Genomic DNA, 22,822 nt, shown 5'->3' on the forward strand with positions numbered 1-22,822 from the left:
GAGGTGAAAAGCCTGTTGGTTTTGTAGCGGGGGATGTCGTGGCGTGAGGTCAGAAGATCGCCAGAAATTCAATGTGGGAGCGGGCTTGCTCGCGAAAGCGGTGTGTCAGTTATAAATAGTCTGACTGACAAACCGCTATCGGGGGCAAGCCCCCTCCCACAAGGTGTCCATGGTGTCAGGGCGTCAGTCTTCGCTGATCGGCAAGGTATAGTTCTTGAACTCGGTGTCTTCACGAAACCCGATGGACTCGTACGTCTTCTGCGCCACCTGGTTATCACTGCTGGTCGATACCCGCAGCCGCACCGCGTGGGTTTCCTTGGCCATCTTCTTCGCCGTGCGCATCAGGTTATCCGCCACCAGTTGCCGGCGCGCGTCTTCGGCCACATAGATGTCGTTGAGGATCCACACGCGTTTAAGCGACAGCGAGGAAAAGCTCGGGTAAAGCTGGCAAAACCCGAGCACGCGTTTGTCGTCGTCATCGGCGAGGGCCAGGTAGATCACCGACTCCTTGCGGCGCAGGCGCTTTTCCAGGAAGGCCCGTGACGAATCCGGAAAGGGCAGGGCCCCGTAGAACTCGCGGTACTTGACAAACAACGGGGTCAACAGGTCCAGGTGTTCCAGGGTCGCTTGAGTAATCCGCATGCCAGGCCTCAACTTCCAAATGGGGTATGACCACACGAGCGGCCGTGACTTGATGCTGCCTAAAGGCGCGAAAAAGCGCAATCGTGCCGGGATCAGTCGGTGGGTGGGCTGAGCAGGAAATTGCCCTTCATCAGGTCCGGGTTGTCGGATTCAAGGGTCTGAACCTGCGCCTCGTCCTTCAGGTTGACCCCCGACAGCTGCCGGCGACACGCCTCTCGCATCAAGTACAGCAGGCGATGGGCCGCCATGCCATAGCTCAGGCCTTCCAAACGTACATTGGAGATGCAGTTGCGATAGGCATCGGTGAGGCCGACCTTGGGGTTGTAGGTGAAGTACAGCCCCAAACTGTCCGGCGAACTGAGCCCCGGCCGTTCACCGATGAGGATCACCACCATCTTGGCGCCGAGCAGTTGCCCGATTTCATCCGCGACCGCCACGCGGCCCTGTTCCACCAGGATCACCGGCGACAAGGACCACCCTTCGGCGTGGGTCTGTTCTTCCATGCGCGTCAGAAACGGCAACGTATGTTTATGCACTGCCAGCGCCGACAGACCGTCCGCCACCACGACCGCCAGGTCCATGCCGCCCGGATGCGCAGCCGCGTAATCCCGCAGGCTTTGGGCCGATTCGTCACTCAAACGCCGCCCCAGATCCGGACGTTGCAGATAGCTGTGCCGGTCGGTTGCCGCGCTGTGCAGCAACAGGCTATCGCGCCCACGCTCGGCCAACTGACTGCTCAGGCCGCCGTGGTCGAAGGGCAGGTGCACCGCGTCCCGTGCCTGGGCGTGGGCAAATTGGAAATCAAGTTGGGCGTTGGTGGGAATGCTGGTGCCGGTGCGGCCCAGGGCAATTCGCGCCGGGGTCAGGCGGCGCAGTTCCAGCCACGGGTTTTCAGGCAGGTCGAGTTGCACAGGCGGCTCCTTCATCCCAGTTGCGCCAGGGCGTGGCGAAACGCCGGTGGCAGGCTGTTGCCGAAGCGCACCTTGCCGTCGGCTTGCGTAAAGATGCCCATTTTGGCCAGCCACTGTTCAAACTCCGGCGCCGGCTTTAAACCCAATGTCTGGCGAGCGTACAAGGCGTCGTGGAACGAGGTGGTCTGGTAGTTGAGCATGATGTCGTCGGAGCCGGGGATGCCCATGATGAAGTTGATCCCTGCGACACCCAGCAGGGTCAGCAGGGTGTCCATGTCGTCCTGGTCGGCTTCGGCGTGGTTGGTGTAGCAGATGTCGCAGCCCATGGGCACGCCCAGCAGCTTGCCGCAGAAGTGGTCTTCAAGGCCGGCGCGGATGATCTGCTTGCCGTTGTACAGGTACTCGGGGCCGATAAAACCGACCACGGTGTTGACCAGAAACGGCTTGAAATGCCGGGCCACCGCATAGGCGCGGGTTTCGCAGGTTTGCTGGTCGACGCCAAAATGCGCGTTGGCCGACAAGGCGCTGCCCTGGCCGGTTTCGAAATACATCAGGTTCTGGCCCAAGGTGCCCCGGTTCAGGCTCAAGCCCGCCTCGTAACCTTCCTGCAGCACGCTCAGGCTGATGCCGAAACTGGCGTTGGCCGCCTCGGTGCCGGCAATCGACTGGAACACCAGGTCCAGCGGCACGCCGCGGTTGATGGCTTCGATGGACGTGGTGACGTGGGTCAGTACACAGGCCTGGGTGGGGATTTCGTAGCGCTGGATGATTGCGTCGAGCATCTCCAGCATGGCGCAGATCGAGGCGATGCTGTCGGTGGCCGGGTTGATGCCGATCATGGCGTCGCCGTTGCCGTAGAGCAGGCCGTCGAGAATGCTCGCGGCGATGCCCGCCGGTTCGTCGGTCGGGTGGTTGGGTTGCAGGCGGGTCGACAGGCGCCCGTGCAGGCCCAGGGTGCCGCGAAACCGGGTGACCACCCGGATCTTCTGCGCCACCAGGACCAGGTCCTGCACGCGCATGATCTTGGACACGGCCGCTGCCATTTCCGGTGTCAGCCCCGGCGCCAATGCGCGTAGGGATTGTTCATCTGCAGCGTCGCTGAGCAGCCAGTCGCGCAGGCCGCCGACGGTCAGGTGGCTGACCACGGCGAAAGCCTGCTTGTCGTGGGTGTCGATGATCAGCCGCGTGACTTCATCGCTTTCATAGGGGATCAGCGCTTCTTCGAGGAAGTGCTTGAGCGGAATATTGGCCAAGGCCATTTGTGCCGCCACCCGCTCACCGTCGTTCTGCGCGGCAACGCCGGCGAGGAAGTCCCCGGAGCGGGCGGGACTGGCCTTGGCCATCACGTCCTTGAGGCTGTCGAAGCGGTAGGTTTGTGCACCGACCGCGTGGGAAAAGCTTGCCATACAGTGTCTCCTTGACGACGCGGGCAGGAGAGGAACCCGCGTCGAGGTTTACGGCAGTTAGTGCAAGGCGGCCTCTGCGGCCTGGATCGCGGCGAATTCTTCTTCGGGCGTGCCTGCTACCAAGTGATGCCGGCTGTAGAAAGCAAAGTAAGCAATTAATACTCCATAGATGATCGCGGCGCCAATCACCACCCGTGGATCCACCAGAAAGCCCGCCACCACGGCCACGCAGGCCAGTACCAGGGCGACACCGGAGGTGAAGATGCCACCTGGCGTGCGATAAGGCCGGTCCATTTTGGGGCGACGGATGCGCAGGGTGATGTGCGCGGCCATCATCAGCACGTAGGAAATGGTCGCGCCAAACACGGCCACAAGAATCAACAAATCCCCTTGGCCGGTCAGCGACAGGCCGAAACCGATAATGCCGGGGATCACCAGGGCCAGTACCGGTGCCTTGCTCTTGTTGGTCTGGGACAGTTTGCGCGGCAGGTAGCCGGCACGGGACAAGGCGAAGATCTGCCGCGAATAGGCGTAGATAATCGAGAAAAAGCTCGCGATCAAGCCGGCCAGGCCGACCAGGTTGACGAAACTGCCCATCCAGGTCGAACCGCCATAGGACAGCGCCAGCGCTTCCACCAGCGGGTTACCGGATTTGACCAGCGCGTAGGTGCCCGCGCCGCCCGGTGCGATCACCAGGATCAACAGGGCAAAGCTGGTCAGCACCACAATGGCGCCGATCAGGCCCCGGGGCAGGTCGCGCTTGGGGTTCTTGGTTTCTTCGGCGGCCAGGGGCACGCCCTCTACGGCGAGGAAAAACCAGATCGCATAAGGGATCGCCGCCCACACGCCGACATAGCCAAATGGCAGGAAGGTGCTGGCGCCCTTGGCCTCGGTCACCGGAATATCCAGCAGGTTGGCGACATTGAAGTGCGGCACCATCGACACCAGGAACACGCCCAGCGCAATCGCGGCAATGGCGGTGATCACGAACATCAGCTTCAAGGCTTCGCCGACGCCAAAGATATGGATGCCGATAAAGATGATGTAGAACGCCAGGTAGATCATCCAGCCGCCGATGCCGAACAGCGACTCGCAATAGGCGCCGATAAATACCGCGATGGCGGCGGGGGCGATGGCGTATTCGATCAGGATGGCGGTGCCCGTCAGGAACCCGCCCCAGGGCCCGAAGGCACTGCGGGCAAAACCGTAGCCACCGCCGGCGGTGGGGATCATGGAAGACAGTTCGGCCAGGGAAAAGCACATGCACAGGTACATGGTGGCCATCAGCAATGTGGCGAGGAACATCCCGCCCCAGCCACCCTGGGCCAGGCCGAAGTTCCAGCCGGCGTAGTCGCCGGAGATCACGTAGGCAACGCCAAGGCCAACCAGCAGGACCCAGCCGGCGGCGCCTTTTTTCAGTTCGCGTTGTTGGAAGTATTGGGAGTCGACTTTTTCGAAGTCGACAGAAGATCCAGTCGGTTCGCTAGGCATGGGAAAGTACCTTTCATTGTTATTGTTTTTTAACTCGGCCTCTGTGTGCCGAATGCAATTGGCAAGTACTTGTGGAGAGCTAAGTGTGGGAGAGGGCAAGCCCCTCCCACATTTGAGTGCATTTCAACTGTGGGAGGAGGGGTTAGTTAGAAGAAGCCCAGCGGATTAATGTCGTAACTCACCAGCAGGTTCTTGGTCTGCTGGTAATGATCCAACATCATCTTGTGCGTCTCACGGCCCACGCCGGACTTCTTGTAACCGCCAAACGCGGCATGCGCCGGGTACAGGTGGTAGCAGTTGGTCCACACGCGGCCCGCCTTGATCGCGCGGCCCATGCGGTAGGCGCGGTTGATGTCGCGGGTCCACACACCGGCGCCCAGGCCGAACTCGGTGTCGTTGGCAATCGCCAGGGCTTCGGCTTCGTCCTTGAAGGTGGTGATGCTCACCACCGGGCCGAAGATTTCTTCCTGGAACACGCGCATTTCATTGGTGCCCTTGAGCAGGGTCGGCTGGATGTAATAGCCGCCGGCCATATCGCCGGTGAGTTGCTCGACCTTGCCGCCGGTGAGCAATTGCGCGCCTTCGCCCTTGGCGATTTCCAGGTAGGACAGGATCTTGTCGAACTGCTGCTCGGACGCCTGGGCGCCGACCATGGTGTCGGTGTCCAGCGGGTCGCCGCGCTTGATCTGCTCGACTTTCTTCATCACTACTTTCATGAAATCGTCGTAGATCGACTCTTCCACCAGCGCGCGGGATGGGCAGGTGCACACTTCGCCCTGGTTGAAGAACGCCAGCACCAGGCCTTCGGCGGCTTTCTCGATGAACGACGGTTCGGCTTTCATGATGTCGGCGAAGAAGATGTTCGGCGACTTGCCGCCCAGCTCGACGGTGGACGGAATGATGTTCTCGGCCGCCGCATGCATGATGTGCGAGCCCACCGGGGTGGAGCCGGTGAAGGCGATCTTGGCGATACGCTTGCTGGTGGCCAGGGCTTCGCCGGCTTCCTTGCCGAAGCCGTGCACCACGTTCAGCACGCCCGGTGGCAGCAGGTCGCCGATGACTTCCAGCAGCACGTTGATGCCCAGCGGTGTTTGCTCGGCAGGCTTGAGCACCACACAGTTGCCGGCGGCCAGGGCCGGGGCGAGTTTCCACGCGGCCATCAGCAGCGGGAAGTTCCACGGGATGATCTGGCCGACCACGCCCAGCGGCTCGTGGAAGTGATAGGACGCGGTGTGTTCGTTGATCTCGGCGCTGGTGCCTTCCTGGGCGCGGATGCAACCGGCGAAGTAGCGGAAGTGGTCGGCGGCCAGCGGGATGTCGGCGTTGAGGGTTTCACGCACGGCCTTGCCGTTGTCCCAGGTTTCGGTGATGGCCAGCAGTTCGAGGTTCTGTTCGATGCGGTCGGCGATTTTCAGCAGTACCAGCGAGCGGTCCTGGGCCGAGGTCTTGCCCCAGGCGTCAGCGGCAGCGTGGGCGGCGTCCAGCGCCTTGTCGATGTCTTTGGCAGTGGAGCGCGGGAATTCGGCGATAGGCTTGCCGTTGACCGGCGAGGTGTTGGTGAAATAGTTGCCATCGACCGGGGCAACGAATTCGCCACCAATGTAGTTGCCGTACTTGGCCTTGAACGAAACGATCGCGCCTTCAGTACCGGGGTGTGCGTAACGCATGGTGGGTATCTCCTGGCTTTTATGTTTATTGGAGTGCAGCGCGCAAGCGCTTGATAAAGCGTAGAGCAAAGGTTGGGCCACTGCTTTGCAGGCCAGTAAAATCAAGGGCTTGGGGTTTGTTGCAAGGCGTTGCTGTGACACGGCTGGCACAGGCGCTGTGACAGTTTGTGCCATAAACGGTACAGGCTGTGACCGGCGGGTCGGTCCGGGATTGCATTGGCTGGGTGCCTGGGGGATGCTGGTGGTTCTCACGCAGGGAGAATAATAAGAACATGCACAACGATCATTTCAGTCGCCATGCCCAGCAAGTCCTCACTGTGGCCCGTGGGCGCGACCCGTCGAGCGACCCGTCCATCGCCCGCTCCTGGCTGCGCTGCCTGGAGGACTACCACCTCGATCCTGCCCAGACCATCGCCCCTACGGTGCTTGAGCACGGCCGCCTGCTGGAAAGCCGCGAACGCCTGCAACAGGTGCTGCATATCGCCGGCAGCGAGATGAACAGCCTGCACCAGCAGCTGTCGGGCGCTGGCCATGCGGTGCTGCTGACCGATGCCCGTGGGGTGATCCTCAACTGTGTCACAGCGCCGTCCGAGCGCAAGATTTTCGAACGCGCCGGGCTGTGGCTCGGTGCCGATTGGAGCGAAGCGTGCGAGGGCACCAACGGCATCGGCACCTGCCTGGTGGAACGCCAGTCGTTGACCATTCATCGCGATGAACATTTTCGTGGGCGCCACACCGGGCTGACCTGTTCGGCGAGCCCGGTGTTCGACCCCCACGGCAACCTCTTGGCGGTGCTGGACGTGTCGTCGGCCCGGGAGGAGGTGTCGCGCCAGAGCCAGTTCCACACCATGGCGCTGGTCAACCTGTCGGCGAAGATGATCGAGAGTTGCTACTTCCTGCGTCACTTCGAAAACCATTGGCTGCTGCGCTTTCACCTGCAGGCCGAGTCGGTGGGCCTGTTCAGCGAAGGGTTGTTGGCGTTTGACGGTGAAGGGCGGATTTGTGCCGTCAACCAGAGCGCACTCAACCTGCTGGGGCAGGTGCGTGGCGGGTTGCTGGGGCAACCGGTGGAGGCGTTGTTCGAGTGTTCCCTGGACCAACTGCTCGGTCGCGCCAGTGCCAATGCCACCGCCAGTTGGCCATTGCGCACGCGGGATGGCCGGCACTTGTTCGCGGCCTTGCGTGGTCAATCGCGCAGTGTGCCTGCGCCCATCGCCAAGCCTGAGCCCGTGCGCCTGGCCGGTATCTGCCTCGGCGACCCGGCGCTGCAGAGTGACTTCCGCAAAGCGCTGCGGGTATTCGAGCGCGATGTGCCCTTGCTGATCAACGGCGAAACCGGCTCCGGCAAAGAGGCCTTCGCCAAGGCGGTGCATCACGCCAGCCAGCGTGCCGACAAGGCGTTCGTTGCCCTCAACTGCGCCGCCATCCCGGAAAGCCTGATCGAAAGCGAACTGTTCGGCTATCGCGGCGGCAGCTTTACCGGCGCGCGCAAGGACGGCATGCAGGGCAAGTTGCAACAGGCCGACGGCGGCACGCTGTTCCTCGATGAAATCGGCGATATGCCGTTGGCGCTGCAGACGCGCCTGTTAAGGGTGCTGGAGGACCGCATGGTGGTGCCCATCGGCGGTGAGCCCCAGGCGGTTGATGTCAGAATTATCAGCGCGACTCACCGAAATTTGCTGGAGCGCGTGCAGGACGGAAGTTTTCGGGAAGACCTGTATTACCGCCTCAATGGCCTGGAAGTCGGTTTGCCAGCGTTGCGTGAACGCAGCGATAAGCCTCAGTTGCTGGATTTCCTGCTGGCGCAGGAGGCGGGCGGGCAGAGTCTACAACTCGACCCGGCGGCGCGCTCGGCGCTGCTGACCTACCCCTGGCCCGGCAACGTCCGGCAACTGCGCACGGTGTTGCGTACGCTGGCGGCGCTGTGCGACGACGGGCGGGTCGGCCTTGAGGATTTGCCCGCGTTGATTCGCCAGGCACGGCCGCAAGCAGTGGCCGAGGCCAGGCTTGCCGACTCGCCCCTGGGCGACGCCGAGCGACTCGCCCTGCTCACGGCCCTGGAGCAACAGCGCTGGCACATGACCCACACGGCGGAGCAGCTGGGTGTCAGCCGTAACACGCTGTATAGAAAGCTGCGCCGGCACGGTATTGCACGGGCTGTGCCATAGATCGGTCCTACAGCTAAAGAGTGCGATTTTCGCCCCCCTGCGCTAACCTGCCTCGATGTTTACGAGGTCGACTATGCACATTCATATTCTTGGTATCTGCGGCACCTTCATGGGTTCGATGGCGGTTCTGGCCAAAGAACTGGGCCATCACGTAACGGGCTCCGATGCCAATGTTTACCCACCCATGAGCACGCAACTCGAGGCCCAGGGCATTGAGCTGACCCAGGGTTACGACCCGGCGCAATTCGACCCGGTGCCGGACCTGGTGGTGATCGGCAATGCCATGTCCCGGGGCAATCCGGCGGTCGAATACGTCCTCAACAAAGGCTTGCCTTACGTGTCCGGCCCACAGTGGCTGGCCGACCATGTGCTGCAAGGTCGCTGGGTATTGGCCGTTGCCGGCACCCACGGCAAGACCACCACCAGCAGCATGCTCGCCTGGGTGCTGGAACACGCGGGCATGAGCCCGGGCTTCCTGATCGGCGGCGTGCCGCAGAACTTCTCGGTGTCGGCGCGCCTGGGTGATACGCCGTTCTTCGTGATCGAAGCCGACGAGTACGACAGTGCGTTCTTCGACAAGCGCTCCAAGTTCGTCCACTACCGTCCACGCACCGCGATCCTCAACAACCTTGAGTTCGATCACGCCGACATCTTCCCCGACCTGGCGGCCATCGAGCGGCAGTTCCACCATTTGGTACGCACCATTCCGAGCGAAGGCCTGGTCATCCACCCGACCACCGAGCCGGCCTTGCAACGCGTGATCGAGATGGGCTGCTGGACCCCGGTGCAAACCACCGGTGCGGGCGGGCAATGGCAGGTCAAGTTGCTCAGTGAAGACGGTTCCCGGTTTGAAGTGCTGTTTGAAGGCGAGGCCCAAGGCATCGTCGAGTGGGACATGACTGGCCAGCACAACGTCGCCAATGCCCTTGTGACCCTGGCGGCCGCGCGGCATGTGGGCGTGGTGCCGTCCATGGGCATTGCTGCGTTGAGCGCATTCAAGAGCGTGAAGCGCCGTATGGAAAAGGTCGCCGACGTGAATGGGATTACTATCTACGACGACTTTGCCCACCACCCAACGGCCATTGCTACCACCCTCGACGGCCTGCGCAAACGTGTTGGCGATGCCCCGATCATTGCGATTGTCGAGCCGCGTTCAAACTCCATGAAGCTCGGCGCACACCGCGACGGCCTGCCGGAAAGCGTTAACGATGCCGACCAGGTGGTGTGGTATGCCCCGGCCAATCTCGGCTGGGACCTGCCGGCGATTGCGGCGCAATGCACGGTGCCGTCGAAAGTCTGTGATTCCATCGAGGGCATCATTGCGTTCGTCAAGCACCAGGCCAAGCCTGGCACCCATGTGGTGGTGATGAGCAACGGCGGCTTCGGCGGCTTGCACGGCAAACTGGCCGAGGCCCTGAAATGAGTGGCCCGGAGCGCGTCACCCTGGCGATGACCGGCGCATCCGGCGCGCCCTATGGCTTGCGCCTGCTCGATTGCCTGGTGCGTGAAGACCGCGAGGTGCACTTTCTGATCTCCAAGGCCGCGCAGTTGGTGATGGCCACCGAGACTGATGTCGCGCTGCCAGCCAAGGTGCAGATGATGCAAGCCTTCCTTACCGAGTACACCGGTGCGGCGGCGGGGCAGGTCAAGGTCTACGGCAAGGAAGACTGGATGTCGCCGGTGGCTTCGGGCTCCGGTGCGCCGGCGGCAATGGTCGTGGTGCCGTGCTCCACCGGTACGCTATCGGCGATTGCCACCGGCGCTTGCAACAACCTGATCGAACGCGCCGCCGACGTGACGTTGAAGGAGCGCCGCCAGTTGATCCTGGTGCCGCGTGAGGCGCCGTACTCGAGCATTCATCTGGAGCACATGCTCAAGCTGTCGAACCTGGGGGTGACCATCCTGCCGGCGTCGCCCGGCTTCTATCACCAGCCGCAGACCATCGATGACCTGGTGGATTTCGTGGTGGCGCGCATTCTCAACCTGTTGAATATCCCCCAGGACATGCTGCCGCGTTGGGGCGAACACCATTTGAGCAGCGATGAATAAGGCGCTGTTGGTGATACTGGCGCTGCAACTGGCCGGCTGCGCCACCGCGCGTACCCTGGACGCCGCGCAGCCCGGCGCGCCGGTGGTGTATGCCGGCACGCGATTGGATTTGTATGCAATGAACGGAGGTTGCTGCGCCAAGGACCGGTTCGGTGCCGAGGCGCCCAGCTATCCCGGCGTCGACCTGCCGGCCAGCGCGTTGCTCGACACGCTTTTATTGCCGCTGTCGGTGTTGACGGTGCTCGGTGTGGGATTTAACGCCACGGGCGGGCTCTAGCGCTGACCTGGGCACCACAAAACTAATGTGGGAGGCGTTACTTACCGAGCTTGCGCAGTTCATCCGACTCCACCACCCGCACCCCGTCCTGCTCTTCCAGCGCCAGGCGCCACATGGCCCGGGCCAGTTCGCAGACTTCAATGCCGTGGTATTTCCCCGGAATCAACCGTGACAGCGGCCCGGCCAGTTGCTCGGCCAAGCGGGGCTCCAGCCGTTCCCCCAGCAGCAACGAAGGCCGCACGATGGTCAGTTGCGGCCAGTCCTGGGCCTTGAGTGCCTGTTCCATTTCCCCTTTGACCCGGTTGTAGAACACCGAGGATTTCGGATCGGCGCCAATCGCACTGATCACGATCAGGTGCCGCGCGCCCATCTCCCGCGCGCGCTTGGCAAAGGCTACGACCATATCCAGGTCGACGGCACGAAAAGCTTCTTCCGAACCGGCTTTCTTGATGGTGGTACCCAGGCAGCAGAAGGCAATATCCACCTGGCCGCTCAGTTGCGGCAGGAACACCGCCGGGTCGCCCACCGGGTTTTCCAGGTGCGGATGCTCGGCCAGTGGCTTGCGGCTGGGCGCCAGCACGCGGGTCACGGTGGGTTCGTTGAGCAGGCGGTCGAGCAGGTGTTCGCCGGTCAGGCCAGAGGCGCCAGCGAGCAGGATATGCTGAGGTGTCAGGTACATGGTGTTTCCCCCCTTGTTACACGTTACAGCTTAGTTGCCTTTGGCTTCCTTGCTATTCATTGAGACGCTTTCCAGCGCCTTTCGTGCCTGCTGCTTGCGTAATAATTGCCAATGGGCGATCACGCCTTTGGGGGCCCAGATCTGCGGTTCGGACGCTTCGAAGTTGTCTGCCTGTTCGCGTTCGCTCACATGCAGCTGCGCCAGCTTGAAGGCTTGCTGCAGATCGTCGGTCTGGTTGAAGGCTTGGGCGAAGAGGGCGTCGCCGAAGTAGGTGAAGTCGGCCTCTTCAGAACAGCCGAAGGACACGCGGTCGGCGCGCGAGGCGGTCATGATCAGGGTGCGTTCGTCTTTGAGGGCCGGGATGAAACCGCCGGAGTAGCAGGCTGAAATCACCACGATCTTGTCGCGGTTTTTCAGCGGCGCGAGCACGGCGGCCAGCTCATCGGCGGGCAGGTCGGCCAGTTCCATGCGTGGTTGGTCCAGTACCAGTTCGTGTTCGTGGGTGCCGTGGCTGGTCATGTAGATAAACACCAGGTCTTCCGGGCCGGTGCGCTCGGCCAGGGTCTGCACGGCCCGGCGCAGGCTTTCGCGGGTGGCCAGTGGCCGGTCGGCGATATGGTCGCGGTGGTTGACCAGGCGGATCTGCCCACGTGCGCCGAAGCGAGTGGCGAGCATATTGCTGACGTAATCGGCTTCGCGCAGGAACACGCTTTGTTTACCGTCGCCGGCCACGGCCAGGGTGTACAGCTCCACGGCCGAGGTGGAGGCGGGCACGGCGGCGAGGGCGGTGTCCAGCAGGCGGCCCTGGGCCAGTACGCCGATTTCCAGCGGGTCGGGCAACAGCTTGCCGTCGGCATCACGCACGCGCATGCCGTTGACCCAGGTACCGGCCTGCACCGTGCCGTCGGTGAGTACCAGGGTGCCGCGACCTTGATAGTTGTCGCTGTCGAAGCCGCCGATATAGAAGCTGCCGTCTGTCAGGTTCAGGCGGCCTTCGCCGGTAAAGCGCCAGTCGCTGAACTGGCCGACGTAGTGGCTGCCGTCGACGCCGATCAACTCGCCCTTGCCGCTGAGTGCGCCTTCCTTGAACTGGCCGATCCACACGTCGCCATCGGCGTTTTCATAACGGCCCTTGCCGTTGAGCTGGTTCTGCTTGAACTGGCCGACATAGATGTCGCCGTCGGCGCTGTTGAATGTACCGTTGCCCTCCAGCTGGCCGTCGACGAAGTGGCCGCTGAATTGGTTGCCGCTGTCGTCATTGCGCTGGCCTTCACCGTTCGGCTTGCCGTGGGCGAACTGGCCCTGATACTGGCTGCCATCCGCCAGTTCCAGGCGGCCGAGGCCGGAATACTGGTCGTCCTTGAATTCGCCGCGATAGGTCATCTGCCCTTCTTTGAGGGTGCCTTCGCCGTTGCGCCGACCGTTCTTGAACCCGCCCACATAGTGGCTGCCGGCCGTGGTCAGGCTGCCCTGGCCATCGAACAGGCCTTGCTGGAACTGGCCTTTATAGACTTCGCCGTTGCTGCCATGCCATTCGCCCTGGCCGTGCCACTGGCCTTTGTCGAACTGCCCGGCGTACCAGCTGCCGTTGGGATAATCCACGCGGCCCTGGCCTTGCAGCAGACCATTGACCACATCGCCCCGGTAACGACCGCCATCGGGCAGGCGCGCATCGGGCGGCAACAGCGATTCGCCGTCTCCGCAAGCGGTGAGCAACAGGGCAAGGGCAAGGGGAGCGAGTGGGCGCATAGCGGGATCCGGATAATTGAGCGCCGAGTATGCCGCAGCTGCGAGATTCATACATAAATTTACATACCCTGTGGCGAGTTTCAGTGGCTCGCCACAGGGATGGGCTTACACGAAGTAGAGCGACAACGACTCGGCGACGTAAGCGGGTTTTTCCTGGCCATCGATTTCCAGGGTGGCGGTGGCCTTGAGCAGCCATTGGCCGGGCTTTTTCTCGGTGACGTCGGTGAGCGTTACGTTCAGGCGCACCTTGGAATTGACTTTCACCGGCTGGATAAAGCGCACGCTGTCCAGGCCATAGTTGACGGCCATCTTCAGGCCTTCGGGCACGATCAGGATATCTTCCATCAGCTTGGGCATCAGCGACAGCGACAGGAAACCGTGGGCAATGGTGCTGCCGAACGGGGTTTGCGCGGCCTTGACCGGGTCGACGTGGATGAACTGATGATCGCCAGTGGCCTCGGCGAACAGGTTGATACGTGCCTGGTCGATGGTGAGCCATTCGGAACGTCCCAGTTCCTTGCCGACATAATCTTTGAGCTGCGCTACGGGTACATAGGGCATTGCGTCTCTCCTTGGTTCATCGGTGCTGTTGTTATGGGGTACAGAGAACCAATGTAGATCATCATGGCCAACCAGCCCGGTCAACCCACCATGCTTTTGGCGAATGCCGGAGCATAGGACGGGCATGCTTATAATGCGGGCGGGTCTTGAGGGGGGAGAGGACGGATGCTGTTACGCGGTCTGACATGGCTGGTGCTGTTTCAATTGATCGGCACGGCGATCAATCATTTGCTGCTGCCGGTACTGCCGGGGCCGATCATCGGCCTGCTGTTGATGCTCGGGTTCCTGATCTGGCGTGGCGAAGTCGGCGAGCCCCTGAGCCTGGCGGCCAGCAGCCTGCTGCGCTACTTGCCGTTGCTGCTGGTGCCGCCGGCGGTGGGGGTGATGGTGTATGCCAGGGATATTGCCGCCGATTTCTGGGCCATCGTCGGTGCACTGGTGTTGTCGCTGGTGATCGCCATGGGCTTTGTCGGGCTGTTGATGGAACGCATGGTCAAGCGCAAGGAGCAGGATCAATGATCTTCGACTGGCACGGCGCATGGACGGCGGTGATTCATCACCCGCTGTTCGGTATCGGGATCACCCTGGGCGCCTATCAGCTGGTGCTGGCGGGTTTCGAGAAAACCCGCTGGATTTTCCTGCAACCGGTGCTGGTCTCCATGCTGCTGGTGATCGGCGTGTTGCTCACGTGCGGCCTGAGCTACGCCGAGTACCGCAAGAGCACGGAGATCATGGGGATCCTGCTGGGCCCGGCGACGGTGGCCCTGGCGGTGCCGCTCTATCTGAACCTGCGGCGGATTCGGCAATTGTTCTGGCCGATTTTTACTACGCTGGTGATAGGCGGCGTGTTGGCCACCGGCCTGTGCGTACTGCTGGGCTGGTGGTTCGGCGCCGAACACAGGATGTTGATGACCATGGCGCCGAAGTCGGTGACCTCGCCGATTGCCATGCTGGTGGCCGAACAGATCGGCGGTGTGGCAGCCTTGGCGGCGGTGTTTGTGCTGATTACCGGGGTGGTGGGCGCGATGGTTGGCCCGGCGTTACTCTCGCGTCTTGGGGTGCACAGCCCCGAGGCGCGCGGCATGGCGCTGGGTATGACCGCACACGCCGTCGGCACCTCGGTGGCCCTGCAGGAGAGCGAAGAGTGTGGCGCCTTTGCGGCGCTGGCCATGAGTCTGATGGGCGTAGCCACAGCGGTGTTCCTGCCGCTGGCCGTGTCAGTGATTGTTTAAACCGGGTTTAAGGAAGCCTTTATGAGTCTGGCGCTGTTCCCCCTCAATACCGTGCTGTTCCCTGGCTGCATCCTCGACCTGCAACTGTTCGAGGCGCGCTACCTGGACATGATCAGCCGCTGCATGAAAAAGGACGAAAGCTTCGGCGTGGTGTGCATCCTCGATGGCAAGGAGGTGGGCATGGCCCCGGATGGCTATGCCTTGATCGGCTGCGAAGCGTTGATTCGCGACTTCAAGCAGCAGGACAACGGCCTGCTGGGGATTCGCGTCGAAGGCGGGCGGCGCTTCCGCGTGCGAGACGCCGGCGTGCAGAAGGACCAATTGCTGGTGGCCGAGGTGCAATGGCTGGAAGAACTGCCGGACCAGGCGCTGGAAGAAGAGGATGCCGACCTGCTGGCCTTGCTCCAGGCCCTGGCCGAACACCCGATGGTCGCGTCGCTGGACATGGACACTCACGCCGATGGCCAGCAAGCCTTGGGCAATCAACTGGCTTATCTCTTGCCGTTCACTGAGGCCGACAAGATCGACCTGCTGCAACTCGACGACCCGCAGCAGCGGCTGGATGCGATCCAGATGCTGCTCGATGAGCTTCAGGGCGAATTGTTTGCCTGAGCCTCGGATCTGTCCTGCGCGGTTTTCAGAGGTTTCCTCGTTGTTCCCTGCGCGTCGCCTGAAATAGTCACCGATCACACAACAATGATTGGGGGTGAACATGATTCGGCTAGCGCCATCGGAACAGGCGGCCTGGGACGTTTTTTTTGTCAGTATTGCCGTGCAACTGCTGCCGCTGGATGCCAAGCGGGGCCCGGAATACATCGCTGAACGCGCCGCAGAAATTGCCGATGAGATGATGCTGGAGCGACGTGAGCGTTGTGTTGAACGCCGCGCCGCGCCAATTCATTGGCTCGGCCCGACCCAGGGTCAGTAGGCATACCTGAGCAGCGCGTGTGGGGTGCCGGTAAAGGCAATGAAGCCGAGCACCGCCACCACAGCGGGTAATACCAGCCACCAGGCCTTCTGCGGCATCGGCGGCAAAGGGCTGCGGTACTGGCAGACGGTGAGGCTGAATGCACACACGGTCATTGCCAGCAGTGTGCCAGCCAGGATGTCGGTGGGCCAATGGGCGCCAAGGTAGACCCGTGACAGCGCGATGAAGGCCGCAGGAATACAGCCCAGCAACATCCAGGTCAGGCGCAGGCGCGTGGGTTGTCCGCGACCGGCCAGCACCGCCAACGCCAGGAAAAACGCAAACGCACCGGAGGCGTGGCCGCTGGGCATGCTGAAGCTGGTCAATGGGTCGGTGAGGATTTCCGGGCGGCCACGGGCGAAAAACAGTTTGGTCCCGGTATTGATCACCGCCGCCCCGGCCAGTGTTGCACCGACAAACACGGCATGACGCCATTGCCGCGCGACTAGCAGCAACCCGGTGAATACGGCGCTGGCGAAGAACATTTTCTTGAACTCACCCAATTGGGTCACCATCACCATGGTCTGGTCCAGCCAGGGGCTGCGATGTTCCTGTACCAGCGCGCTCAGGCCCTGGTCAAAGTCATCCAGGTGGGTATAGCCGATAAACAGAGCGATCAATAATGTCAGGCTGGCGCACCCTATCCACAAGGTCGCGCGACGATGGCCGCGCACGCTGGTGTGCAGGCTCAGTCCCAGCATGGCTGCCAGGCAGGCTGTAACAACCCCCGCCTCAGGCCAGAACCCTTCCGGCAATGGCAGGCGGAACGCAGCGCCGGTTGCCCAGCCTGGCAGCAGGTAGGCGACCGACCAACCGGCTGCCGCCAGCAGGCTGACCAGGGCGAAACGCGGGAACGGCATGTCGCACATCCCGGCCACCATCGGCAGCATCGGCCGCAATGGCCCGATGAAACGTCCCACCAGCAGACTGGCGATGCCGTATTTGTGAAAGTAGGTTTCCGCGCCGTTCATCCATTCCGGGTGGTGGCGCAGGCCGGGCAGGCGGCGGATGTTCTGATGGAAGTGTCGGCCGAGGAAGTAGGAAACCCCGTCGCCCAACAAGCCTCCCAGGAACCCCAGCAGCAGGGTTTCACTCAGGGACAAGGCGCCGCTGCCAGCCATTGCCGCAATGGCAAACAGCAGTACCGTGCCCGGCACGATCAGCCCGGCAATGGCCAGGCATTCCACGCACGCGACGATAAACACCGCCGCCGCCAGCCATTGCGGGTTGAGGGTCAGCCAGCCGGTAATGCCATCGAGCCATTGGCCCATAAATCGTTACTCCATCGCCACAGATTCAAATCAGGAAATAGTCGCGGCCTTCGACCTGGCCCCGGCGCAGCGGGTTCCGCGTGCAGTAGGGCGCATAGCCGGCATCGACGAAGCGGTACATCAAGTGCTCGTCACGGCCGCTGGGGATGCCCAGGCGGGTGGTCTGGATGATCTGTGTCGGTGTCTGGCCGACGTCTTCCACATAGAGCAATTCTTGATCAAAGCGCTTGGCATCCCACATCGGCACCTTCAGGCCCAGCGCCTTGCACAGCAACGTCTGGCCGGCACACAGCTTTTGCGACGCGCGCGGGCTGCCGTCGGCATTCGGGTTGTTCAGCAGCATCTGCGCCAGGCTGGCGGGCCCGGAGGTTTCATCGACCCAGGGATAGGCCGATTTGATCAGCACGGCATTGCCAGGCCCCTGCGCGCTGAAGTTCAGCGAATCGCCGCCACGGGCGTAGTACATATAGATATGCCCGCCATCCAGAAACAAAGCCTTACGCTTTTCTGTGTAGCCGAGTGAGGCGTGGCTGCCTTTTTCGGCCACGTAATAGGCTTCGGTTTCAATAATTCGCGCCGAAAGCCAGCTATCGCCGACGCGATGGCGGATGACTTTTCCAAGCAAATCTTGCGCGAGTATTTGCGCGTCACGATCGAAGAAGCTGTCGGGCAGGGCGCTGGCGGGGAGTTGGGGCGAAGAACTGGGCATGGTGGCCTGGGGTTAATACGGCTAAATGTGACGGAATAATAACAACTCCCACCTTAATTACGGCTGAACCCCAGGTTTTTACAGTTCATTTCGACCATCCGCCCCTCACCGCTGTCAGTCGGGCGGCGTCACAGCTATAATCTGCCGCTTTCCTCTTTGCCAAGACTCCCTGACCATGACTGAGTCCGTTCTTGACTACATGACCCGCCTGGGTCGCGCTGCCCGTCAGGCCTCGCGGTTGATCGCCCGTGCGAGCACTGCGCAGAAGAACCGTGCCCTGCTGGCCGCCGCCGATGCTCTGGACGCTTCGCGCTCCGAGCTGACTGCCGCCAACGAACTGGACCTGGCCAACGGCCGCGCCAATGGCCTCGAGCCCGCCCTGCTGGACCGCCTGGCGCTGACGCCGGCACGTATCGACGACATGATCGAAGGGTTGCGTCAGGTGGCCAAGCTGCCTGACCCCATCGGTGAAATTCGCGATATGCGTTACCTGCCGTCCGGCATCCAGGTCGGCAAGATGCGCGTGCCCCTGGGCGTGATCGGCATCATCTATGAGTCGCGCCCGAACGTGACCATCGACGCCGCGAGCCTGTGCCTCAAGTCGGGCAATGCCACCATCCTGCGTGGCGGGTCCGAGGCGATCAATTCCAACCGCGCCATCGCCGCCTGCATCCAGCAGGGCCTGGCCGTGGCGGAGTTGCCGGCCGAAGTGGTGCAAGTGGTGGAAACCACCGACCGTGCCGCTGTCGGCGCGCTGATCACCATGCCGGAATTCGTCGACGTGATCGTGCCGCGCGGTGGCAAGAGCCTGATCGAGCGCGTCAGCCGCGATGCCAAGGTGCCATTGATCAAGCACCTGGACGGCGTCTGCCACGTGTATATCGACATCGCCGCCGACATCGACAAGGCGATCCGCATCGCCGACAACGCCAAGACCCACCGCTACGCGCCGTGCAACACCATGGAAACCCTGCTGGTGCACGTCGGCATTGCCGAGCGCGTGCTGCCGCCGCTGGCTGCCATCTACCGTGACAAGGGCGTGGAGCTGCGCGGTTGCGAACGCACCCGTGCGCTGTTGGGCGCGGACGTGATCGAAGCCACCGAGCAGGACTGGTACACCGAGTACACGGCGCCGATCCTGTCGATCCGCATCGTCGACGACCTGGACCAGGCCATCGAACACATCAACACGTACGGCTCCAAGCACACCGACGCCATTGTCTCCGAGCATTTCAGCGATGCCCGGCGTTTCCTCACCGAAGTGGATTCCGCTTCGGTGATGATCAACGCCTCGACGCGCTTTGCCGACGGCTTCGAGTACGGCCTGGGGGCGGAGATCGGCATCTCCACCGACAAGCTCCACGCACGTGGCCCGGTTGGCCTGGAAGGCTTGACCAGCGAGAAGTACGTGGTGTTCGGCGACGGTCATGTGCGCACTTGATGGCTAAACGCATCGGGCTGCTCGGCGGTACCTTCGACCCCGTGCACATCGGCCATTTGCGCAGTGCCCTGGAAGTCGCGGATGCCTTGGCGCTGGATGAGCTGCGCCTGATCCCTAACTTCCGGCCGCCCCATCGCGACACCCCGCAGGTGTCGCCGCAGCAGCGCCTGGAAATGGTGCGCCTGGCCGTAGAAGGCATACCGCCGCTGGTGGTGGATGATCGTGAGCTCAAGCGCGATAAACCGTCCTACACTGTCGACACCCTGGAGCTGATGCGCGTTGAGTTGGCCGCGGATGACCAGTTGTTTCTGCTTTTGGGCTGGGACGCATTTTGCGGCCTGCCCTCTTGGCATCGCTGGGAGGAACTCCTCCAGCACTGCCACATCCTGGTTTTGCAACGCCCGGATGCCGACAGCGAACCGCCGGATGCCTTGCGCAACCTGCTGGCCGCGCGGTCGGTAAGTGACCCCTTGGCCCTGACCGGGCCGAACGGGAATATTGCATTCGTCTGGCAGACCCCGCTTGCGGTGTCTGCCACCCAGATCCGTCAACTGCTGGCCAGCGGGAAGTCGGTACGTTTCCTGGTGCCTGACGCGGTCCTGGCCTACATCGATGCGCACGGGCTTTACCGTGCGTCGAACTGAAAAGGCGCGCTTGAACGCACGAACACTCGTGCAGCGAGCGCCCGAACATATGAGCAAAACGAGTTTTTTATGACGAACAAAGACGTAAGCAAAGTAAAACGCAAAGGCACGTTCAAAAGCGCCCCGCTGCCGGTTGAAGCCCACGTTGGCCCGGAACTGGCTGGCGAAGAGCTGGTGAAAGTCGCCGTTGCCGCCCTGGAAGACGTGAAGGCCCAGGACATCCAGGTCCTGGACGTACGCGACAAGCAGAGCATCACCGACTTCATGATCATCGCCACCGGTACCTCCAACCGCCAGATCGGCGCGATGCTGGACAAGGTTCGCGAAGCCGTCAAAGCCCAAGGCGTGAAGCCACTGGGTGAAGAAGGCAAGGGCGACAGCGACTGGGTGCTGCTGGACATGGACGACGTGATCGTTCACATGATGACCAGCAATGCCCGTCAGTTCTACGACCTGGAGCGTCTGTGGAAAGGCGCCGAGCAGAGCCGTGCCGCCGATGGCAAGCACCACAGCCCGGAAGTGGGCCACGCGCACTTCGACAAGCTCAACAAAGACCAGGAATAAGGAACGGCTGTGCGCCTGCGTCTGATTGCTGTCGGTTCACGCATGCCCAAGTGGGTGGAAGAAGGCTGGCACGAGTATGCCAAGCGTCTGCCCGCCGAGCTGTCGCTGGAACTGGTGGAGATACCGCTCAACACCCGGGGCAAGAATGCCGACGTGGCGCGCTTCATCCGTCAGGAAGGCGAAGCCATGCTGGCCAAGGTCGGCCCCAACGAGCGCATCGTCACCCTCGAAGTGCACGGCAAACCCTGGAGCACCGAGCAACTGGCGGTGGAACTGGATCGCTGGCGCCTGGACTCGCGCACCGTCAACTTCATGGTCGGCGGCCCCGAAGGGCTGGCGCCGGAAGTCTGCGCGCGGGCGGACCAGCGCTGGTCGCTGTCGGCGCTGACGCTGCCGCACCCGTTGGTAAGGATCCTGATCGGTGAACAGCTGTATCGCGCCTGGACAGTTCTGTCCGGGCACCCTTATCACAAATAATCTGCGCCTCTCCCGATGACCCAGCCGATCCGCATCAAGGACCACGAGAAAGACGCACGTCTGGTACGCGCGCGGGTGGTGTTTGGCGCGATCATGGTGGTGGCGCTGATCGGGGTGCTGATTGCGCGCCTGTATTTCCTGCAGGTGATCCAGTACGACTACCACTCCACGCTGTCGGAAAACAACCGCGTGCATGTGCAGCCGATTCCGCCGACCCGTGGGCTGATCTTCGACCGTAATGGCGTGGTGGTGGCGGATAACCGGCCCAGCTTCAGCCTGAGCATGACCCGTGAGCGTTCCGGCGATTGGCAGCAGGTCCTCGATGTCATCGTCGAGGTGCTGCAGTTGACCCCGGAAGACCGGGTGATCTTCGAGAAACGCATGAAGCAGGGGCGTCGGCCTTTCGAACCGGTGCCGATCCTGTTCGAGCTGACCGAAGAGCAGATTGCGCGGATCGCGGTGAACCAGTTCCGCCTGCCGGGTGTGGAAGTGGTGGCGCAGCTGGTACGCCACTATCCCCAAGGGCCGCACTTTGCCCACTCCGTCGGCTATATGGGGCGAATCAACGAGAAAGAGCTGAAAAGCCTCGATCCCGTCAATTACAGCGGCACCCACCATATCGGCAAGACCGGCATCGAGCGTTTCTACGAGCCCGAACTGCACGGCCAGGTGGGTTACGAAGAAGTCGAGACCAACGCTCGCGGCCGTGTGCTGCGGGTGCTCAAGCGTACCGACCCGGTGCCGGGCAAGGACATTGTGCTGAGCCTGGACATCAAGCTGCAGGAAGCGGCCGAGATGGCCCTGGGCGGCCGGCGTGGTGCAGTGGTGGCGTTGGACCCGAAGACCGGCGAAGTGCTGGCCATGGTCAGCCAGCCGAGCTTCGACCCCAACCTGTTCGTGACCGGGATCAGCTTCAAGGCCTACGCCGAGTTGCGCGACTCCATCGACCGGCCGCTGTTCAACCGTGTGTTGCGCGGCCTGTACCCGCCGGGTTCGACGATCAAGCCGGCGGTGGCGATTGCCGGCCTGGATGCGGGTGTGGTCACGGCTTCCAGCCGGGTATTCGACCCGGGCTACTACATGCTGCCCAACTACGACCACAAATACCGCAACTGGAACCGTACCGGTGACGGCTATGTCGACCTGGATACCGCGATCATGCGTTCCAACGACACCTATTTTTACGACCTGGCCCACAAGCTGGGGATCGACCGCTTGTCCGCCTACATGGGCAAGTTCGGCCTCGGTCAGAAAGTCTCCCTGGATATGTTCGAAGAATCCCCTGGCCTGATGCCATCGCGGGAGTGGAAGCGTGCGACCCGCCGCCAGGCATGGTTCCCGGGCGAAACCCTGATCCTCGGCATCGGCCAGGGCTATATGCAGGCCACGCCTTTGCAACTGGCCCAGGCCACGGCGCTGGTGGCCAACAAAGGCATCTGGAACCGCCCGCACCTGGCCCGGACCATCGAAGGCGAAAAGCCTGTGGATGAAAACCCGATCCCCGACATCGTACTGCGCGATCCGTCCGACTGGACCAAGGTCAACCACGGCATGCAACAGGTGATGCACGGTGCACGCGGGACCGCGCGCAAGGCGGCGATCGGTGCGCAATACCGTATCGCCGGCAAGAGTGGTACCGCCCAGGTGGTGGCGATCAAGCAGGGCGAGAAATACGACCGTTCCAAGGTCCAGGAACGCCACCGCGACCACGCCTTGTTTGTGGGCTTTGCCCCGGCCGACGACCCGAAAATCGTGGTGGCGGTGATGGTCGAGAACGGCGAGTCCGGCTCCGGTGTGGCGGCGCCTGTAGTACGCCAGGTGATGGACGCCTGGTTGCTGGCCGACGACGGCAGGCTCAAGCCCGAATATGGCGGCCCCCCTTCAACCCCAGAGGTTACGGCCAGTGAAGAGTAATTT

Annotated in this window: 23 protein-coding genes; 13 read left to right on the forward strand and 10 right to left on the reverse strand. The window is 62.4% G+C overall.

Features of this window, described 5'->3' with window-relative positions:
* Positions 1-183 precede the first annotated feature (183 nt).
* The 5 genes from C8K58_RS21115 to C8K58_RS21135 form a co-directional block, all read right to left on the reverse strand.
* Positions 184-642, reverse strand: coding sequence for a GNAT family N-acetyltransferase (locus C8K58_RS21115; RefSeq protein ID WP_027605216.1), 459 nt, complete (start codon positions 640-642; stop codon positions 184-186).
* Positions 643-734: 92 nt separating this feature from the next.
* Positions 735-1,568: an ethanolamine ammonia-lyase subunit EutC gene (gene eutC / locus C8K58_RS21120; RefSeq protein WP_027605217.1), complete on the reverse strand. Its 834-nt coding sequence runs from the start codon at positions 1,566-1,568 to the stop codon at positions 735-737.
* Complete coding sequence (locus C8K58_RS21125) at positions 1,565-2,959, reverse strand: ethanolamine ammonia-lyase subunit EutB (protein ID WP_098480870.1); 1,395 nt, start codon at positions 2,957-2,959, stop codon at positions 1,565-1,567. The genes eutC and C8K58_RS21125 overlap by 4 nt, the downstream gene beginning before the upstream one ends.
* A gap of 57 nt (positions 2,960-3,016) precedes the next feature.
* Positions 3,017-4,450, reverse strand: a complete 1,434-nt coding sequence (gene eat / locus C8K58_RS21130; RefSeq protein ID WP_024077594.1) for an ethanolamine permease — start codon at positions 4,448-4,450, stop codon at positions 3,017-3,019.
* 146 nt (positions 4,451-4,596) lie between these two features.
* Positions 4,597-6,117, reverse strand: coding sequence for an aldehyde dehydrogenase family protein (locus tag C8K58_RS21135; protein ID WP_027605219.1), 1,521 nt, complete (start codon positions 6,115-6,117; stop codon positions 4,597-4,599).
* A gap of 272 nt (positions 6,118-6,389) precedes the next feature.
* On the opposite strand from C8K58_RS21135, the gene C8K58_RS21140 reads away from it, so the two are divergent.
* From C8K58_RS21140 to C8K58_RS21155, 4 genes are all read left to right on the forward strand, one after another.
* Positions 6,390-8,285 (forward strand): sigma-54-dependent Fis family transcriptional regulator, encoded by a 1,896-nt coding sequence (locus tag C8K58_RS21140; RefSeq protein WP_027605220.1) that lies wholly within the window; start codon positions 6,390-6,392, stop codon positions 8,283-8,285.
* 73 nt (positions 8,286-8,358) lie between these two features.
* A complete protein-coding gene (gene mpl / locus C8K58_RS21145) occupies positions 8,359-9,708 on the forward strand; it encodes a UDP-N-acetylmuramate:L-alanyl-gamma-D-glutamyl-meso-diaminopimelate ligase (protein ID WP_053138137.1) in 1,350 nt (449 codons plus the stop codon).
* Complete coding sequence (ubiX, locus tag C8K58_RS21150) at positions 9,705-10,334, forward strand: flavin prenyltransferase UbiX (RefSeq protein ID WP_108574247.1); 630 nt, start codon at positions 9,705-9,707, stop codon at positions 10,332-10,334. Before mpl ends, ubiX begins: the two co-directional genes overlap by 4 nt.
* Positions 10,327-10,611: a YceK/YidQ family lipoprotein gene (locus C8K58_RS21155; RefSeq protein WP_027605223.1), complete on the forward strand. Its 285-nt coding sequence runs from the start codon at positions 10,327-10,329 to the stop codon at positions 10,609-10,611. The genes ubiX and C8K58_RS21155 overlap by 8 nt, the downstream gene beginning before the upstream one ends.
* Before the next feature lie 37 nt (positions 10,612-10,648).
* Here C8K58_RS21155 and C8K58_RS21160 read toward each other — a convergent pair whose 3' ends face one another.
* The 3 genes from C8K58_RS21160 to C8K58_RS21170 all read right to left on the reverse strand — a co-directional run bounded on the left by C8K58_RS21160 (position 10,649) and on the right by C8K58_RS21170 (position 13,600).
* Positions 10,649-11,290, reverse strand: a complete 642-nt coding sequence (locus C8K58_RS21160) for an oxidoreductase (protein WP_027605224.1) — start codon at positions 11,288-11,290, stop codon at positions 10,649-10,651.
* Between the two features lie 30 nt (positions 11,291-11,320).
* Positions 11,321-13,039 carry a C13 family peptidase gene (locus tag C8K58_RS21165; protein WP_027605225.1) on the reverse strand — a complete coding sequence of 573 codons (1,719 nt, stop codon included), beginning with the start codon at positions 13,037-13,039 and terminating at the stop codon, positions 11,321-11,323.
* Positions 13,040-13,144: 105 nt separating this feature from the next.
* Positions 13,145-13,600, reverse strand: coding sequence for a MaoC family dehydratase (locus C8K58_RS21170; protein ID WP_027605226.1), 456 nt, complete (start codon positions 13,598-13,600; stop codon positions 13,145-13,147).
* Between the two features lie 165 nt (positions 13,601-13,765).
* Here C8K58_RS21170 and C8K58_RS21175 point away from each other — a divergent pair, with 165 nt between their 5' ends.
* The 4 genes from C8K58_RS21175 (at position 13,766) to C8K58_RS21190 (ending at position 15,760) form a co-directional block, all read left to right on the forward strand.
* Positions 13,766-14,119 carry a CidA/LrgA family protein gene (locus tag C8K58_RS21175; RefSeq protein WP_092358214.1) on the forward strand — a complete coding sequence of 118 codons (354 nt, stop codon included), beginning with the start codon at positions 13,766-13,768 and terminating at the stop codon, positions 14,117-14,119.
* Complete coding sequence (locus tag C8K58_RS21180) at positions 14,116-14,832, forward strand: LrgB family protein (protein WP_027605228.1); 717 nt, start codon at positions 14,116-14,118, stop codon at positions 14,830-14,832. The genes C8K58_RS21175 and C8K58_RS21180 overlap by 4 nt, the downstream gene beginning before the upstream one ends.
* A 21-nt stretch (positions 14,833-14,853) precedes the next feature.
* Positions 14,854-15,444 carry an LON peptidase substrate-binding domain-containing protein gene (locus C8K58_RS21185; RefSeq protein ID WP_108574248.1) on the forward strand — a complete coding sequence of 197 codons (591 nt, stop codon included), beginning with the start codon at positions 14,854-14,856 and terminating at the stop codon, positions 15,442-15,444.
* A 100-nt stretch (positions 15,445-15,544) separates the two neighbouring features.
* Entirely contained in the window at positions 15,545-15,760 is a 216-nt protein-coding gene (locus tag C8K58_RS21190; RefSeq protein WP_074847728.1) for a hypothetical protein, read from the forward strand.
* On the opposite strand, the gene C8K58_RS21195 is transcribed toward C8K58_RS21190, so the two are convergent.
* Positions 15,754-17,070: a bifunctional DedA family/phosphatase PAP2 family protein gene (locus C8K58_RS21195; RefSeq protein ID WP_108574249.1), complete on the reverse strand. Its 1,317-nt coding sequence runs from the start codon at positions 17,068-17,070 to the stop codon at positions 15,754-15,756. The genes C8K58_RS21190 and C8K58_RS21195 overlap by 7 nt on opposite strands.
* Positions 17,071-17,095: 25 nt before the next feature.
* Positions 17,096-17,779 (reverse strand): DNA-3-methyladenine glycosylase, encoded by a 684-nt coding sequence (locus tag C8K58_RS21200; protein WP_027605232.1) that lies wholly within the window; start codon positions 17,777-17,779, stop codon positions 17,096-17,098.
* A gap of 175 nt (positions 17,780-17,954) precedes the next feature.
* Here C8K58_RS21200 and C8K58_RS21205 point away from each other — a divergent pair, with 175 nt between their 5' ends.
* From C8K58_RS21205 to mrdA, 5 genes are all read left to right on the forward strand, one after another.
* A complete protein-coding gene (locus C8K58_RS21205) occupies positions 17,955-19,220 on the forward strand; it encodes a glutamate-5-semialdehyde dehydrogenase (protein ID WP_108574250.1) in 1,266 nt (421 codons plus the stop codon).
* Positions 19,220-19,864, forward strand: coding sequence for a nicotinate-nucleotide adenylyltransferase (gene nadD, locus C8K58_RS21210; RefSeq protein ID WP_027605234.1), 645 nt, complete (start codon positions 19,220-19,222; stop codon positions 19,862-19,864). Before C8K58_RS21205 ends, nadD begins: the two co-directional genes overlap by 1 nt.
* Before the next feature lie 69 nt (positions 19,865-19,933).
* A complete protein-coding gene (gene rsfS / locus C8K58_RS21215; RefSeq protein ID WP_003176298.1) occupies positions 19,934-20,428 on the forward strand; it encodes a ribosome silencing factor in 495 nt (164 codons plus the stop codon).
* A 9-nt stretch (positions 20,429-20,437) separates the two neighbouring features.
* Positions 20,438-20,905 carry a 23S rRNA (pseudouridine(1915)-N(3))-methyltransferase RlmH gene (gene rlmH, locus C8K58_RS21220; protein WP_003176297.1) on the forward strand — a complete coding sequence of 156 codons (468 nt, stop codon included), beginning with the start codon at positions 20,438-20,440 and terminating at the stop codon, positions 20,903-20,905.
* Positions 20,906-20,920: 15 nt separating this feature from the next.
* The gene (mrdA, locus tag C8K58_RS21225; RefSeq protein WP_027605235.1) at positions 20,921-22,819 is read left to right on the forward strand and encodes a penicillin-binding protein 2; all 1,899 of its coding nucleotides are present in this window, start codon (positions 20,921-20,923) and stop codon (positions 22,817-22,819) included.
* The last annotated feature ends 3 nt before the right edge of the window (positions 22,820-22,822 follow it).

Source organism: Pseudomonas sp. GV047 (genome assembly GCF_003058245.1).
In the GTDB taxonomy this organism is placed as follows: domain Bacteria; phylum Pseudomonadota; class Gammaproteobacteria; order Pseudomonadales; family Pseudomonadaceae; genus Aquipseudomonas; species Aquipseudomonas marginalis.

Bases quoted from the DNA above. Each gene is read 5' to 3' on its own strand.
- C8K58_RS21115 (WP_027605216.1), bottom strand. From the start codon at position 642: ATGCGGATTACTCAAGCGACCCTGGAACACCTGGACCTGTTGACCCCG.
- eutC (WP_027605217.1), bottom strand. From the start codon at position 1,568: ATGAAGGAGCCGCCTGTGCAACTCGACCTGCCTGAAAACCCGTGGCTG.
- C8K58_RS21125 (WP_098480870.1), bottom strand. From the start codon at position 2,959: ATGGCAAGCTTTTCCCACGCGGTCGGTGCACAAACCTACCGCTTCGAC.
- eat (WP_024077594.1), bottom strand. From the start codon at position 4,450: ATGCCTAGCGAACCGACTGGATCTTCTGTCGACTTCGAAAAAGTCGAC.
- C8K58_RS21135 (WP_027605219.1), bottom strand. From the start codon at position 6,117: ATGCGTTACGCACACCCCGGTACTGAAGGCGCGATCGTTTCGTTCAAG.
- C8K58_RS21140 (WP_027605220.1), top strand. From the start codon at position 6,390: ATGCACAACGATCATTTCAGTCGCCATGCCCAGCAAGTCCTCACTGTG.
- mpl (WP_053138137.1), top strand. From the start codon at position 8,359: ATGCACATTCATATTCTTGGTATCTGCGGCACCTTCATGGGTTCGATG.
- ubiX (WP_108574247.1), top strand. From the start codon at position 9,705: ATGAGTGGCCCGGAGCGCGTCACCCTGGCGATGACCGGCGCATCCGGC.
- C8K58_RS21155 (WP_027605223.1), top strand. From the start codon at position 10,327: ATGAATAAGGCGCTGTTGGTGATACTGGCGCTGCAACTGGCCGGCTGC.
- C8K58_RS21160 (WP_027605224.1), bottom strand. From the start codon at position 11,290: ATGTACCTGACACCTCAGCATATCCTGCTCGCTGGCGCCTCTGGCCTG.
- C8K58_RS21165 (WP_027605225.1), bottom strand. From the start codon at position 13,039: ATGCGCCCACTCGCTCCCCTTGCCCTTGCCCTGTTGCTCACCGCTTGC.
- C8K58_RS21170 (WP_027605226.1), bottom strand. From the start codon at position 13,600: ATGCCCTATGTACCCGTAGCGCAGCTCAAAGATTATGTCGGCAAGGAA.
- C8K58_RS21175 (WP_092358214.1), top strand. From the start codon at position 13,766: ATGCTGTTACGCGGTCTGACATGGCTGGTGCTGTTTCAATTGATCGGC.
- C8K58_RS21180 (WP_027605228.1), top strand. From the start codon at position 14,116: ATGATCTTCGACTGGCACGGCGCATGGACGGCGGTGATTCATCACCCG.
- C8K58_RS21185 (WP_108574248.1), top strand. From the start codon at position 14,854: ATGAGTCTGGCGCTGTTCCCCCTCAATACCGTGCTGTTCCCTGGCTGC.
- C8K58_RS21190 (WP_074847728.1), top strand. From the start codon at position 15,545: ATGATTCGGCTAGCGCCATCGGAACAGGCGGCCTGGGACGTTTTTTTT.
- C8K58_RS21195 (WP_108574249.1), bottom strand. From the start codon at position 17,070: ATGGGCCAATGGCTCGATGGCATTACCGGCTGGCTGACCCTCAACCCG.
- C8K58_RS21200 (WP_027605232.1), bottom strand. From the start codon at position 17,779: ATGCCCAGTTCTTCGCCCCAACTCCCCGCCAGCGCCCTGCCCGACAGC.
- C8K58_RS21205 (WP_108574250.1), top strand. From the start codon at position 17,955: ATGACTGAGTCCGTTCTTGACTACATGACCCGCCTGGGTCGCGCTGCC.
- nadD (WP_027605234.1), top strand. From the start codon at position 19,220: ATGGCTAAACGCATCGGGCTGCTCGGCGGTACCTTCGACCCCGTGCAC.
- rsfS (WP_003176298.1), top strand. From the start codon at position 19,934: ATGACGAACAAAGACGTAAGCAAAGTAAAACGCAAAGGCACGTTCAAA.
- mrdA (WP_027605235.1), top strand. From the start codon at position 20,921: ATGACCCAGCCGATCCGCATCAAGGACCACGAGAAAGACGCACGTCTG.